Source organism: Kitasatospora sp. NPDC001539 (assembly GCF_040298565.1).
Taxonomy (GTDB): domain Bacteria; phylum Actinomycetota; class Actinomycetes; order Streptomycetales; family Streptomycetaceae; genus Kitasatospora.
Map to the genome: position 1 here is coordinate 1 of NZ_JBEPAK010000219.1, position 11,798 is coordinate 11,798.

At 73.7% G+C, this 11,798-nt stretch carries 13 protein-coding genes and 1 riboswitch; of the genes, 2 read left to right on the forward strand and 11 right to left on the reverse strand.

The window, feature by feature from the left end:
- Positions 1-193: 193 nt before the first annotated feature.
- The 10 genes from ABT247_RS26320 to ABT247_RS26365 form a co-directional block, all read right to left on the reverse strand.
- Positions 194-1,192: an NAD-dependent epimerase/dehydratase family protein gene (locus ABT247_RS26320; protein WP_350746778.1), complete on the reverse strand. Its 999-nt coding sequence runs from the start codon at positions 1,190-1,192 to the stop codon at positions 194-196.
- Between the two features lie 166 nt (positions 1,193-1,358).
- A complete protein-coding gene (locus ABT247_RS26325) occupies positions 1,359-2,417 on the reverse strand; it encodes a hemolysin family protein (RefSeq protein WP_350746781.1) in 1,059 nt (352 codons plus the stop codon).
- A complete protein-coding gene (locus ABT247_RS26330; RefSeq protein WP_350746784.1) occupies positions 2,414-3,757 on the reverse strand; it encodes a hemolysin family protein in 1,344 nt (447 codons plus the stop codon). The genes ABT247_RS26325 and ABT247_RS26330 overlap by 4 nt, the downstream gene beginning before the upstream one ends.
- 241 nt (positions 3,758-3,998) lie before the next feature.
- The gene (locus tag ABT247_RS26335; RefSeq protein WP_350746786.1) at positions 3,999-4,439 is read right to left on the reverse strand and encodes a PH domain-containing protein; all 441 of its coding nucleotides are present in this window, start codon (positions 4,437-4,439) and stop codon (positions 3,999-4,001) included.
- Positions 4,440-4,634: 195 nt separating this feature from the next.
- The gene (hisG, locus tag ABT247_RS26340; RefSeq protein ID WP_350746789.1) at positions 4,635-5,483 is read right to left on the reverse strand and encodes an ATP phosphoribosyltransferase; all 849 of its coding nucleotides are present in this window, start codon (positions 5,481-5,483) and stop codon (positions 4,635-4,637) included.
- A 96-nt stretch (positions 5,484-5,579) separates the two neighbouring features.
- Positions 5,580-5,852, reverse strand: a complete 273-nt coding sequence (locus tag ABT247_RS26345; protein ID WP_097238956.1) for a phosphoribosyl-ATP diphosphatase — start codon at positions 5,850-5,852, stop codon at positions 5,580-5,582.
- 101 nt (positions 5,853-5,953) lie between these two features.
- The gene (gene ribH / locus ABT247_RS26350; RefSeq protein WP_350746791.1) at positions 5,954-6,427 is read right to left on the reverse strand and encodes a 6,7-dimethyl-8-ribityllumazine synthase; all 474 of its coding nucleotides are present in this window, start codon (positions 6,425-6,427) and stop codon (positions 5,954-5,956) included.
- A 148-nt stretch (positions 6,428-6,575) separates the two neighbouring features.
- On the reverse strand, positions 6,576-7,862 hold the full coding sequence (locus ABT247_RS26355) for a bifunctional 3,4-dihydroxy-2-butanone-4-phosphate synthase/GTP cyclohydrolase II (RefSeq protein WP_502892508.1): 1,287 nt from the start codon (positions 7,860-7,862) through the stop codon (positions 6,576-6,578).
- Positions 7,859-8,506, reverse strand: coding sequence for a nicotinamide mononucleotide transporter family protein (locus ABT247_RS26360; RefSeq protein WP_350746794.1), 648 nt, complete (start codon positions 8,504-8,506; stop codon positions 7,859-7,861). Before ABT247_RS26360 ends, ABT247_RS26355 begins: the two co-directional genes overlap by 4 nt.
- On the reverse strand, positions 8,503-9,279 hold the full coding sequence (locus ABT247_RS26365) for a riboflavin synthase (RefSeq protein WP_350746797.1): 777 nt from the start codon (positions 9,277-9,279) through the stop codon (positions 8,503-8,505). The genes ABT247_RS26360 and ABT247_RS26365 overlap by 4 nt, the downstream gene beginning before the upstream one ends.
- A 227-nt stretch (positions 9,280-9,506) precedes the next feature.
- Positions 9,507-9,634, reverse strand: a riboswitch (FMN riboswitch).
- 320 nt (positions 9,635-9,954) lie between these two features.
- Here ABT247_RS26365 and ABT247_RS26370 point away from each other — a divergent pair.
- Positions 9,955-10,203 (forward strand): SCO4226 family nickel-binding protein, encoded by a 249-nt coding sequence (locus tag ABT247_RS26370; RefSeq protein WP_350746800.1) that lies wholly within the window; start codon positions 9,955-9,957, stop codon positions 10,201-10,203.
- Between the two features lie 278 nt (positions 10,204-10,481).
- Here the strand turns inward: ABT247_RS26370 and ABT247_RS26375 are convergent, their stop codons facing one another.
- Entirely contained in the window at positions 10,482-10,796 is a 315-nt protein-coding gene (locus tag ABT247_RS26375) for an antibiotic biosynthesis monooxygenase family protein (protein WP_350746803.1), read from the reverse strand.
- Positions 10,797-10,950: 154 nt separating this feature from the next.
- Here ABT247_RS26375 and ABT247_RS26380 point away from each other — a divergent pair, with 154 nt between their 5' ends.
- Complete coding sequence (locus ABT247_RS26380) at positions 10,951-11,646, forward strand: MSMEG_1061 family FMN-dependent PPOX-type flavoprotein (RefSeq protein WP_350746806.1); 696 nt, start codon at positions 10,951-10,953, stop codon at positions 11,644-11,646.
- The last annotated feature ends 152 nt before the right edge of the window (positions 11,647-11,798 follow it).

Here is an 11,798-nt window from a genome sequence, read left to right on the forward strand (position 1 = left end):
GGAGTCCATGCGGAGCATCGGCGACCGACGACAACGCGGCGAGGCGCGTGCCCCGGCGTCGGCCCGCAGGCGGGGGTTTGAAGACGGGCCCTAGGACGCGGGCCCTGGCTGGGTCGTGGCCGGGCGGGCGCGCTGCCGGGGCTGGAGCGTCGCGGGAGCTGAGGCGTCGCCGGGGCCGGAGTGTCGCGGAGGGCTACCGCGGGTCCGGCTCCCGGAGCAGATCCGCCTCGCGTGCCGGGTCGAGCCCGACGGCCGGCCGGTCGGCGCGCTGCGGGGCGACGCCCCCGATCGACCGCAGCCACGCCCAGGTGGACTCGACCGTCTCGGCGACCGGGCGGCAGCGCAGCCCGGCGTCCACCGCGCGGGCGACCGAGGCGCCGTGCATGAAGTCGCGCAGCTCGCCGGGCGCCAGCCAGATCGGCAGCTCGGTCCACGGCTCGATGCCCGCCGCGAGGATCCGCTCCGGGTCGGTCCAGCGCAGCTCGGCGTCCGAACCGGTGGCCCGCACGCAGGCCGTCAGCAGCTCGCCCATGGTGGTGTGGTCGGCCGGGCTGACAACGTTGTACGGGCCCCCCAGCCCGGCCGCCACCGCGTCCAGGGTCCAGACCGCGAGGTCGCGCACGTCGATGTACTGCACCGCGGTGTCACGCGGGCCGGGGGCGAGCACCGGGCCGCCGCGGGCGATCCGGTTCAGCCACCAGGGCAGCCGGCCGATGTCCTCGTACGGGCCGAGGATCAGCCCGGCCCGGACCAGCAGCGCGCGGCCGCCGTACTCGGCTTCCAGCGCCAGTTCGGCGCCGCGCTTGGCCTCGGCGTAGGGCACCTCGCCGGTCAGGTCCGGGGAGGAGGGGACCACCGGCGCCGTCTCGTCCGCTCCGGCGCGCAGCGGGGCGTCGTACACGGACCGGCTGGAGACGTACGCGTAGTGGCCCACCCTGCCGTTCAGCGCCCGGGCGCTGTCGCGCACCGCCGCCGGCGCCCAGGACCAGGTGTCCACCACGGCGTCCCACTCCCCCGCCGCGAGCGCCGCGAGGCTGTCCTCGGCCGTACGGTCGCCCACCAGCAGCCGCACGCCCTCGGGCGCCGGCCGGGTGCCGCGGTTGAGGGCCGTCACCTCCCAGCCCCTGGCCACGGCCTCCTCGGCGACGGCGCGCCCGACGAACTTCGTTCCACCCAGCAGCAGGAGTCTCATGCCGGCCACCCTGCTCCGAGAGTGGCCGGCTTGGGAAGCGCCGCATGCTGTGGGCAGAATCGCCACGAGCGGACACGCCCTCGGCGGCCCGCGGGGACCGCCGCCCGGCGCTGCCACCGCGGAGGCCGCCGCCCGGGGCGGGGACTGCCGGGAACCCCAGGGACCGCTACGGGGACGGTCGGCCGGCGGCGCGGTGGTCGGGGTCGTGCATCTCGCCGACCAGCTCCTCCAGCACGTCCTCCAGCATGACCGCGCCGATCGTCCGGCCGTCCTGGTCCAGCACGGCGGCCAGGTGGCAGGCCGCCCGGCGCATCGCGCCGAGGGCGTCGTCCAGCGGGAGGGTGCCGCGCAGCACCGTGATCGGCCGCCACAGGCGGGCCGGGACGGGCGCCGAGGAGTCCTCCACGTCGAGGATGTCCTTCAGGTGGAGGTAGCCGAGGTAGCCGTGGCCGGCCGGGTCGCCGTCGGTGACCGGGAAGCGCGAGAAGCCGGTGCGCAGGGCCAGTTCCTCGATCTCGGCGGCGGTCACCTTGGTGTCCACGGTGACCAGTTCCTCGGGCCGCAGCAGCACGTCGGTGACCGGGCGCCGGCCCATCTCCAGGGCGTCCTCCAGCCGCTCCTGGCGGTCCTCGTCGAGCAGTCCGGCGTCCCGGGAGTCGACCAGCAGGTACATCAGCTGCTCGGTGGTGAAGACCGACTCGACCTCGTCCTTCGGCTCGACCCGGAAGAGCCTGAGCACCCCGTTGGCGAAGGCGTTCAGCAGCCGGATCACCGGGGTGAGCCAGCGGGCCAGCCGGTCCAGCGGCGGGCCCAGCCACAGCGCGGCCTTCTCCGGGCCCGCCATGGCCATGTTCTTGGGCACCATCTCGCCCATCACCATGTGCAGGAAGACCACCAGCGCCAGCGAGATCCCGTAGGAGAGCGGGTGCATCAGGCCGGACGGAACGCCGATCGCGTGGAACGGGCCCTCCAGCAGGGCGGCGATCGTCGGCTCGGCGAGCGCACCGAGGCCCAGCGAGCAGACGGTGATGCCGAGCTGGGCCGCGGCCAGCATCGCGGAGACGTTGGACAGCGCGTGCAGCACGGTGCGGGCGCGCTTGTGCCCGGCCTCGGCCAGCGGCTCGATCTGGCTGCGGCGCACCGACACCACGGCGAACTCCGCGCCGACGAAGAAGGCGTTGCCGAGCAGCAGCAGGAGGGCGAGGGCCAGTTGGAGCACGGTCATCGGAGGCCCTCCTCGTCCTCGCCGAACAGCGCGGGCGCGGAGGTGCGCTCCACCCGGACCTGGCTGGTGCGGTGCCGGTCGACACCGGTCACGGTGAACCGCCAGCCGGGCAGCTCGGCCTGCTCGCCCACCTCGGGGAGCTTGCCGAGCAGGTCGGCCACCAGGCCGGCGAGGGTCTCGTACGGACCGTCCGGCGCGCTCAGGCCGATGGCCTCCAACTGGTCGATCCGGGCGCGGCCGTCCGCCTCCCAGGCGGGCAGGCCGTCGGCGGACGGCAGCGGGACCAGCTCCGGGCGGTCGGCCGGGTCGTGCTCGTCCTGCACCTCGCCGACGATCTCCTCGACGATGTCCTCCACGGTGACGACGCCGGCGGTGCCGCCGTACTCGTCGACCACGATGGCCATCGGCTGGAGGCGGCGCAGTCGGTCGAGCAGCCGCTCGGCGGGCAAGGTCTCGGGCACCAGCAGCGGCGCCGAGGCCAGCTCGCCGACCGGCACCTGGGCGCGTCGGACGGCCGGGACGGCCAGCGCGTCCTTGAGCGTCACGATGCCGGTGACCTCGTCCAGGCTGTCGGCGTACACCGGGAAGCGGGACAGGCCGGTGGCCCGGGTCAGGTTGATGACGTCGGAGGCGGTGGCGTCGCGCTGCAGGGCGGAGACGTCGACGCGCGGGGTCATCACCGACTGCGCGGTCAGCTCGCCGAGGCCCAGGGTGCGGACGAACAGGGTCGCCGACTCCTCGTCTATCGCGCCGGCCTTCGCCGAGTGGCGGGCCAGCGAGACCAGTTCGGCCGGGGTGCGGGCGTGCTCCAGCTCCTCCTGCGGCTCGACGCCGAAGGCCCGGACGGTCCGGTCGGCGGCGCCGTTCAGGAAGCGGATCAGCGGGCGGCAGGCGAAGGAGAACGCCATGTGCGGCGCGGCGACCGCACGGGCCACCTGGAGCGGGCGGGAGATCGCCCAGTTCTTCGGCACCAGCTCGCCGATCACCATCTGGACGACGGTGGCCAGCACCATGCCGACCACGACGGCGGCGCCGCGCGCGGCCGAGTCGGGCACGCCGATGCCCGACATCACGGGCCGCAGCAGGGTAGACAGGGCCGGCTCGGCGAGCATGCCGACCACCAGCGAGGTGACGGTGATGCCCAGTTGGGCACCGGAGAGCTCGAAGGAGAGGTGCCGCAGGGCCCTGGAGACCCGGCCGGACTTGGCGTCGCCGGCCTCGGCGGACCGTTCCACCGCGCCGCGGTCGGCGGTCACGAAGGCGAACTCGGCGGCCACGAAGAGGCCGTTGGCGAGGATCAGGAGGAGGGCTGCGCCCAACAGCAGCCAGGCGGTGATCACAGTGCCGCCTGCCTTCCGGGGGTCGGAAGCGAGGCGGCGCAGGTACTACCGGACGGATCGTCCATCGAGGGGGAGAGTCACTCCTCAGGTCGGCTCGAGTCGGGTCGGCTCGAGTCAGGTCGGTCTCGTTCTCAGGCGGGGTGGGAGTCTTTGCCCCGCTTTTACCAGCGTAGACCATAGCGGGCCGGCGGTAGGAAGGGTGTTCGGGCGGGCGCGGGCCGCCCGGGCGGTCGGCGGCCGCTCAGACCTGGGCGTGCCGCTCGACCAGGTCGCGCAGCGCGCGGGCGTCCGCGATGGCCTGCGCCCTGCCGACCCCGGACTGGATGCCGACCGCCGCGAGGGAGGTGCCGTCGGCGAGGTCGAGGGTGGCCCACGGGTCGCCCTGGCGGAAGTTGACCCGGACGATCTCCGCCCAGGCGAGCCGGCGGCTGCGGACGAAGTTGACCACCGTCACGCCCTCGGCGTCCGCGCGCACCCGCGGGCGGGCCAGCATCAGGCCCGCACAGGCGAAGAACACACCGCTGGCGACCATCATGATCCGGTCGTTGAGCTGCCAGTTCGCCGGAAGCAGGACGGCCAGCACGGCGAACAGCGCCACCAGCGCGACGCAGACCGGCAGCAGGACCGCGCGGGTGCGGCGGGGCGCCCAGGTGACGGGGAACTCGACGGACGGCGTGGACACGTGGATCTCCGGTGATTCTGGCGGCGGCGCGGCTGCTGGGGCCGACGGCGCGCGGGCTGCTACGACGAAGGGGCGGGCCGGCTACGGCGGAGGGCGGGACGCCGGTCGGCGTCCCGCCCCATTGAACCGTCCTTTACCCGCGAACCGACGGACCGGTGGCCCGGGTCGTCCTCGCGGACGTCCCGGGCGAGGTGGTCAGAGGCGGCAGGCGTGGATGTTGGTGACCAGGATGGCGCGGGCGCCGATGCCCCAGAGGTCGTCCATGATCTGCTGGGCCTCCTTGCGGAGCACCATCGAACGGACGGCCACCCAGCCCTCGGTGTGCAGCGGGGAGACCGTCGGCGACTCCAGGCCGGGGGTGAGCGCCACGGCGGCGCCGACCTTCTCGGCGCGGATGTCGTAGTCCATCAGCACGTAGCGCCGGGCCACCAGGACGCCCTGGAGGCGGCGCAGGAACTGCTCCACCCGCGGGTCCTCGCCCGCGCCCTTGGGGCGGATCACCACGGCGTCCGAGACCAGGATCGGCTCGCCGAAGACCTCCAGGCCCGCGTTGCGCAGGCTGGTTCCGGTCTCCACCACGTCGGCGATCACGTCGGCGACACCCAGCTGCACCGCGGTCTCGACGGCGCCGTCCAGCTTGGTGACCGTCGCCTTCACGCCGTGGTCGGCCAGGTGCTGCTCGACCAGGCCGGTGTAGGAGGTCGCGATCCGCAGGCCCTCCAGGCCCTTCACGTCCTCGACGTCGACGCCCTCGGGGCGGGCGAAGCGGAAGGTCGACCCGGCGAAGCCGAGGGCGAGCACCTCCTCCGCGTTGGAGTGCGAGTCCAGCAGCAGGTCACGGCCGGTGATGCCGACGTCGAGGCGACCGGAGCCGACGTAGACGGCGATGTCGCGGGGGCGCAGGAAGAAGAACTCGACCTCGTTGTTCGGGTCGACGAGCACGAGCTCCTTGGGGTCCTTCCGCTGGCGGTAGCCGGCCTCATGCAGCATCTCCGCCGCGGGACCCGAGAGAGAACCCTTGTTGGGGACGGCGATGCGCAGCATGGGAGGTTGCTTCCTTACCTGTCGGGAGGGGGTGCCGGGGCGGCGTCTGCCGGCGCCGGAGGTGTGCTCTGGAGCAGAAGGGGGATGCGGGGGGCGTCAGAGGTACTTGTAGACGTCGTCGAGCGTCAGCCCACGGGCGATCATCATCACCTGAAGGTGGTAGAGGAGCTGCGAGATCTCCTCCGCCGTCTGCTCGTCCGACTGGAACTCGGCGGCCATCCAGACCTCGGCGGCCTCCTCGACGACCTTCTTGCCGATCGCATGGACGCCCTGCTGGACGAGCTGCGCGGTGCGGGAGGACGAGGGGTCGCCGGTGGCGGCCTTCTGCTGGAGCTCGGCGAAGAGCTCCTCGAATGTCTTCGAAGCCATGATGGGCCCACCATACGGCGTGCGGGCGCACGGGCGGTAAACGGTCCCGGACCGTGGACGGTCGGGTGGACGTCCGCGGTCCGGGGCCGCACCTGGCCTGGTCAGCGCGCGGCGCGCAGCACCGCGGCGGTGGCGACGGCGGCGGTGACGGCCTCGTGGCCCTTGTCCTCGGCGGAGCCCGGCAGGCCGGCCCGGTCCACCGCCTGCTCCTCGTTGTCGCAGGTCAGCACGCCGAAGCCGACCGGAACACCGGTGTCGACGCTGACCTGGGTGAGGCCGACGGTGGCCGCCTGGCAGACGTAGTCGAAGTGCGGGGTGCCGCCGCGGATCACCACGCCGAGGGCGACCACGGCGTCATAGCCGCGCTCGGCGAGGCGCTTGGCGGCGACCGGCAGCTCGAAGGTGCCCGGGACGCGCAGCACGGTCGGCTCGGAGACGCCCAGTTCCTTCAGGGCGCGGTGGGCGCCGTCGAGGAGGCCGTTCATCACCTTGTCGTGCCACTGGGCCGCGACGACGGCGACCTTGAGGTCGGCGGCGCCGTCGATGGTCAGCTCGGGGGCTCCGTGGCCGCTCATGTCGTTACTTCCATTCCTCGGTGTGCTGGGTCTCGGTGGGGTGGGGCGGGGTGGGTCGCGGTGGGGTGGGTCGCGGTGGGGTGGACCGCGGCCTGAGGGGTCTCGGTGGGGTGGGTCGCGGCGTGGTGGGCGGTGTGGGCCGCGCGGGTCAGGAGCCCAGGCCGGGCAGGTCGTGGCCCATCCGGTCGCGCTTGGTGCGCAGGTAGCGCAGGTTGTGCTCACCCGGCGCGATCTCGACGGCTTCGCGCCCCTTGACCTTGAGGCCGTGCTCGGTGAGCGCGGTCTGCTTCTGCGGGTTGTTGGTGAGCAGGCTGAGCGAGCGGACACCGAGGTCCACCAGCATCTGCGCCGCGATGCTGTAGTCGCGGGCGTCGGCGGGCAGCCCGAGGTCCAGGTTGGCGTCGACGGTGTCGCGGCCCTGCTCCTGGAGCTCGTACGCGCGCAGCTTGTGGGCCAGGCCGATTCCCCGGCCCTCGTGGCCGCGCAGGTAGAGCACCACGCCGCGGCCGGCCTCGGCGACCCGCCGGAGCGAGGCCTCCAGCTGCGGGCCGCAGTCGCAGCGCAGCGAGCCGAAGACGTCCCCGGTCAGGCACTCGGAGTGGATCCGCACCAGGACGTCCTCGCCGTCCGGCAGCTGCCCGTCCGCGTCGAGGCCGCCGGCCACCAGGGCGAGGTGCTCGACGCCGTCGATGGTCCCCTTGTAACCGACCGCGGTGAACGCGCCGTGGGCGGTGGGCAGCGCGGTGACGGCGGCCCGGTCGACGTGCAGCTCGGTGCGACGGCGGTACGCGATCAGGTCCTCGATGGAGATGATCGCGAGGCCGTGCTCGCGGGCGAAGGCGACCAGCTCGGGCAGTCGGGCCATGGTGCCGTCGTCGTTGACCACCTCGGCGATCGCACCGGCCGGCGCCAGCCCGGCCAGCCGGGCCAGGTCGACGGCGGCCTCGGTGTGGCCGGGACGCACCAGCACGCCGCCCTCGACGGCGCGCAGCGGGAACACGTGCCCGGGGCGGGTGAGGTCACCGGGCTCGGTGCCGGGCGAGGAGAGCAGCCGTACCGTACGGGCCCGGTCGGCGGCGGAGATGCCGGTGTCGACGCCCTCGCGGGCGTCCACCGAGACGGTGTAGGCGGTGCCCTTGCGGTCCTCGTTGACCTGGGTCATCGGCGGGAGCTTGAGGCGGTCCAGCTCCTCGCCGGTCATCGGCGCGCAGATCACCCCGGAGCTGTAGCGGATGGTGAAGGCCATCAACTCGGGGGTGGCGGCGGAGGCGGCGAAGACGATGTCGCCCTCGTTCTCGCGGTCCTCGTCGTCGACGACGATCACCGCGCGACCGAGTGCGATGTCGGCGATCGCCCGCTCGACGGGGTCGAGGACCAGCTCGTCGCCGGCGCCGGTCTCGAGGGTCCGGTGCTCGGTCATGCGGTTCTCGGTCATGCCGTGACTCCCTGCGGGACGTTGGTGGACGTGGCTCGCGACTCACGGGTGCTCAGCCACCAGGAGCGCAGGCCGAGCAGCACCAGGACGAAGTAGACGGAGTAGGTGAGGCCGGAGAAGGAGTAACCGCTGTTGAAGGCCAACGGGACGCCGACCACGTCCACGGCGATCCAGGCGAACCAGAACTCCAGCCACCCGCGCGCCTGGGCCACCATCGCGGCGAGCGTGCCGACGAAGATGTAGGCGTCCGACCAGGGGCTCCAGGACAGACTGGGGTAGGCGGTGAACAACGTCGCCAGGGCGACGGTGCCGGCCGCGGTGCCGGCCACCAGGGCGGCCCGCTCGGGCCAGCTGGCGAACCGCACGGCGATGGTGCCGCCGTCCCGGCGGCCGCGCCGCCACTGGGCCCAGCCCCAGGCGGCGGTGGCGATGACGATCAGCTGCTTGCCGATCAGGCCGGGGACGTGGCCCCCCAGGTAGGCGGCGATCAGCACGGCGCCGGACAGGAGTTGGACCGGCCAGCTCCACACCGAGCGGCGCCAGCCGAGCGCCAGGCCGCCGAAGCCGAGCAGGTTGCCGATCATGTCGGCCCACTTCACGTGTTCACCGAGGACGGTGAACGCTTCTCCGCTGAGCCAGCTCACTTGGACTCCCCCGGGACGTCGGCGAGGTCGGGCAGGGTGGGAAGGTCGGGCAGGGTGGGAACCCCGGGCGTGGCCGGGAGGTCGGCCATGCCCGGCTGGTCGGGCAGCGCCGGGAGGGCGGGCAGGGCCGGGAGGTTGGGCAGCGCGCGCGACTCGAGCAGGCGCTCCACGTACTTGGCGAGCACGTCCACCTCCAGGTTGACGCTCTCGCCGATCGCCTTGGCACCGAGCGTGGTCAGCGCGAGGGTCGCCGGGATGAGGCTCACGGTGAAGCTGTCGCGGGCGGCCTCCACGACGGTGAGGCTGACCCCGTCGACCGTGATCGAGCCCTTCTCCACCAGGTAGCGGGAGATCGACTCCGGCAGCGAGAAGCGCAGGACCTCCCAGCGCAGGTCACCGTTCGCGTCCCGCTCGCCGGGCTCGCGCGCCAACAGCCGCCCGGTCGCGTCGACATGGCCCTGCACCAGGTGGCCACCGAGGCGGGCACCGAGCGCCATGGCGCGCTCCAGGTTGACCCGGGAACCGGGCTTCAGCTCGCCCAGGCTGGACCGGTGCAGCGTCTCGGCCATCACGTCGGCACTGAACTCACCGGTCTCGGCGGCCAGTTGCTCCGGGCTGTCGACGACGGTCAGACAGACGCCGTTGACCGCGATGGAGTCGCCGTGCCGCGCACCGGACCGGACCACCGGGCCACGCAGACGGATTCGCGAGGAGTCGCCGATCTCCTCGATCGACACGACCTCGCCGAGCTCTTCGATGATGCCGGTGAACACCCGGGTCTCCTCGCGCTTGGGGCGCGGACTCCGGGGCGGCAGTAGGGAGATGACACGGACGGGCAACGGTGCGCGGACCCGGAGGCACGACCCGTCGCCGGGGTGCCGGAGCCGCCGGGAGATCGCTCACCCGACCCGGGAGCCACCGCTCCCGCCGTTCACCTGGCCGCGGTCCGTCCGGCTTTCGACCGGCTCCGGTGGACCACGGATACTGCTCTTCGTCCGCCCGCGCACGCCTCCCATCCGGACTTTAACCGTCGGTCCAGGAATTTCACCTGGTCAACCGGCCGCTGGCTGCGGACGGGTCGCGGACTGTAACCGCCGGTTCGGATTTTCACCGACCCCGGAGTGCGCTGAACGTCACTGCTGTTGACGTCATTCTGCCACGAGCGGTGCGGGCCCAGGGAGAGCCTTCCACTGTGGCCTGTTTCACGGCGGGGCGGGGAATGCGCGGCGGGGCGGGGAATGTGCGGCGGGGAATGTGGGGCGGGGCGGCGGGCGCTGCTTGCGGCCCCGCCGGTCCGTGCTGCGTCGTCGTGCCGCCCGTGCTGCTTCGTGTCGTGCCGCGCGGCGGCTTCCGGCGCCTCCGGCGGGACCGGGGCGGGCCGCCTGGTGGCGCCGGCGAGGGCCGAGGGTGAGGCTGGTGGAGGGGCCGAACGTGCGGAGGCGAGCTCGATGGCCAAGTTCATGGACGTCCACCACGGGATGGGCAGCATCACGGCGGAGCAGCTCAGGGCGGCCCACGCGGCCGACCTGGCGATCGAGGGCGAGGAAGGCGTCCACTTCGAGCAGGCGTGGGGCGACCCGGAGTCGGGGACGGTGTACTGCCTGTCCGAGGCGCCGAGCAAGGAAGCGGTGCAGCGGGTCCACACCCGCAGCGGGCACCCGGCGGACGAGATCCACCCGGTGCCGCTGTCGGTGTAGCGGTTGGTGTCGGTGCAAGCCGGCGCGGGCCTTCGCCGGCGCGGGCCTCCCTCGGAGGCCTTCCGCGGGCCTTCCCCGGAGGCCTCGCCGGTGGAGGCCTTCGTTGGTGGGGGCCTTGGTTGGTGGGGGCCTTGGTTGGTGGGGGCCTTCGTTGATGCCGGCCTTGGCGGTGGGCCTTCGCCGGTGCCGGCCGCCGCGGCCGGGCGGCTCGGCGGCCCGGCGACCGGCGGCTCGGCCGGGGTGGGCGGCGGCACGCGGCACCGGAGCGGGCCGGTGGTTCAGAGGGGGGCGGGTGCGGTGATCGGCGTGAAGTGGGTCACCGACGGGGGGTGCGCGAGGTAGCGCAGTTCGCCCTCCGACCAGATCGGCCGGATCCGCCACATCGGCCCGGCGTACCCGCGCAGGGCGTCCTCGTCGCGCCAACGACTCACCACGAGCACCCGGTGCCCGTCCTCGGCCACCGAGTGCAGCAGCTCGCCGCCGAGGCAGCCGTCCGTACGCCCCAGCTGCGGGATCACCTGGCTGGTCAGGTGGGCGCAGAACTCCTCGAAGCGATCGGCGACGACCTGCCCGGCCCAGATTCTGACGATCACGGCCACCACCTCCGGCTGGCTGGACTCCCTGGCCCCATTATCAGCGGAAAACCGCTGGTGGGGAGGGGGGCGGCGGCTCTTTCCCGACCGAGCGGGCGCGGCCGCGGCGGGGGGCGCCCGGCTCGGCCGACCCGGGTTCCCGTAGATTCCCGGCATGACCATCACACCGGATGCTGCCGCACCGTCAACCCCCGCCCCGCATGGGCCGAGCGAGCTCTTCGCCGCCCTCAGCGCCGGCGCCCTCACCGACCCGGCCCAGCTGCGGGACGTCTACGAGCAGCCGGGCGAGCACGCGCTCCGCAAGCAGGTGGACCGCCTGCACGACGTGGCGCAGCAACTGATCGCCTGCTCCTCGCTGGTGTTCGTCGCCAGTGCCGACGCCGCCGGCCGCTGCGACGTCTCGCCGCGCGGGGGGCCGGCCGGGCTGGTCTCGGTGCTCGACGAGTACACGCTGGCCATCCCGGACGCCACCGGCAACAAGCGGTTGGACACGCTGCACAACATCCTCGAGACCGGCCGGGTCGGGTTGCTCTTCGTCGTGCCCGGCCGGGACACCACGCTGCGGGTCAACGGGCGGGCCTGCGTCTCCACCGATCCGGAGCTGCTGGGCCGGCTGACGGCGGTCGGCAAGCCGCCGCGCAGCGCGATCGTGGTGGCGGTGGAGGAGGTGTACGCGCACTGCCCGAAGGCGCTGATGCGCGGATCGGCGTGGAAGCCGGAGGCCTGGTTGGCCGCGGACGCGCAGCCGAGTTCGGCGCAGGTCACGCTTTCGCACCTGCGGGACGAGTCGCTGTCCGTCGAGGCGATCGAGCAGACCGAGCGGGAAGCGCTGCTGTACCGGTACGAGTAGCGGGTGCACCCGGTACGAGGAGCGGACGGGGGTGGGCCGGCCGGCCGGGGGCGGGGGGGCCGGGGGGGGGGGGGCCGGGGCGGCGGGGGGCGGGGGGGGCGCCCGGGGGGGGGGCGGGTGCGGGCGGCCGGGCGGGGGGGGGGCGGCCGGCG

What these genes read in the sequence shown, in the direction of transcription:
- ABT247_RS26325 (WP_350746781.1), bottom strand. Translation starts at nt 2,417, where the DNA reads ATGACCGTGCTCCAACTGGCCCTCGCCCTCCTGCTGCTGCTCGGCAAC.
- ABT247_RS26320 (WP_350746778.1), bottom strand. Translation starts at nt 1,192, where the DNA reads ATGAGACTCCTGCTGCTGGGTGGAACGAAGTTCGTCGGGCGCGCCGTC.
- ABT247_RS26380 (WP_350746806.1), top strand. Translation starts at nt 10,951, where the DNA reads ATGACCATCACACCGGATGCTGCCGCACCGTCAACCCCCGCCCCGCAT.
- ribH (WP_350746791.1), bottom strand. Translation starts at nt 6,427, where the DNA reads ATGAGCGGCCACGGAGCCCCCGAGCTGACCATCGACGGCGCCGCCGAC.
- hisG (WP_350746789.1), bottom strand. Translation starts at nt 5,483, where the DNA reads ATGCTGCGCATCGCCGTCCCCAACAAGGGTTCTCTCTCGGGTCCCGCG.
- ABT247_RS26345 (WP_097238956.1), bottom strand. Translation starts at nt 5,852, where the DNA reads ATGGCTTCGAAGACATTCGAGGAGCTCTTCGCCGAGCTCCAGCAGAAG.
- ABT247_RS26355 (WP_502892508.1), bottom strand. Translation starts at nt 7,862, where the DNA reads ATGACCGAGAACCGCATGACCGAGCACCGGACCCTCGAGACCGGCGCC.
- ABT247_RS26370 (WP_350746800.1), top strand. Translation starts at nt 9,955, where the DNA reads ATGGCCAAGTTCATGGACGTCCACCACGGGATGGGCAGCATCACGGCG.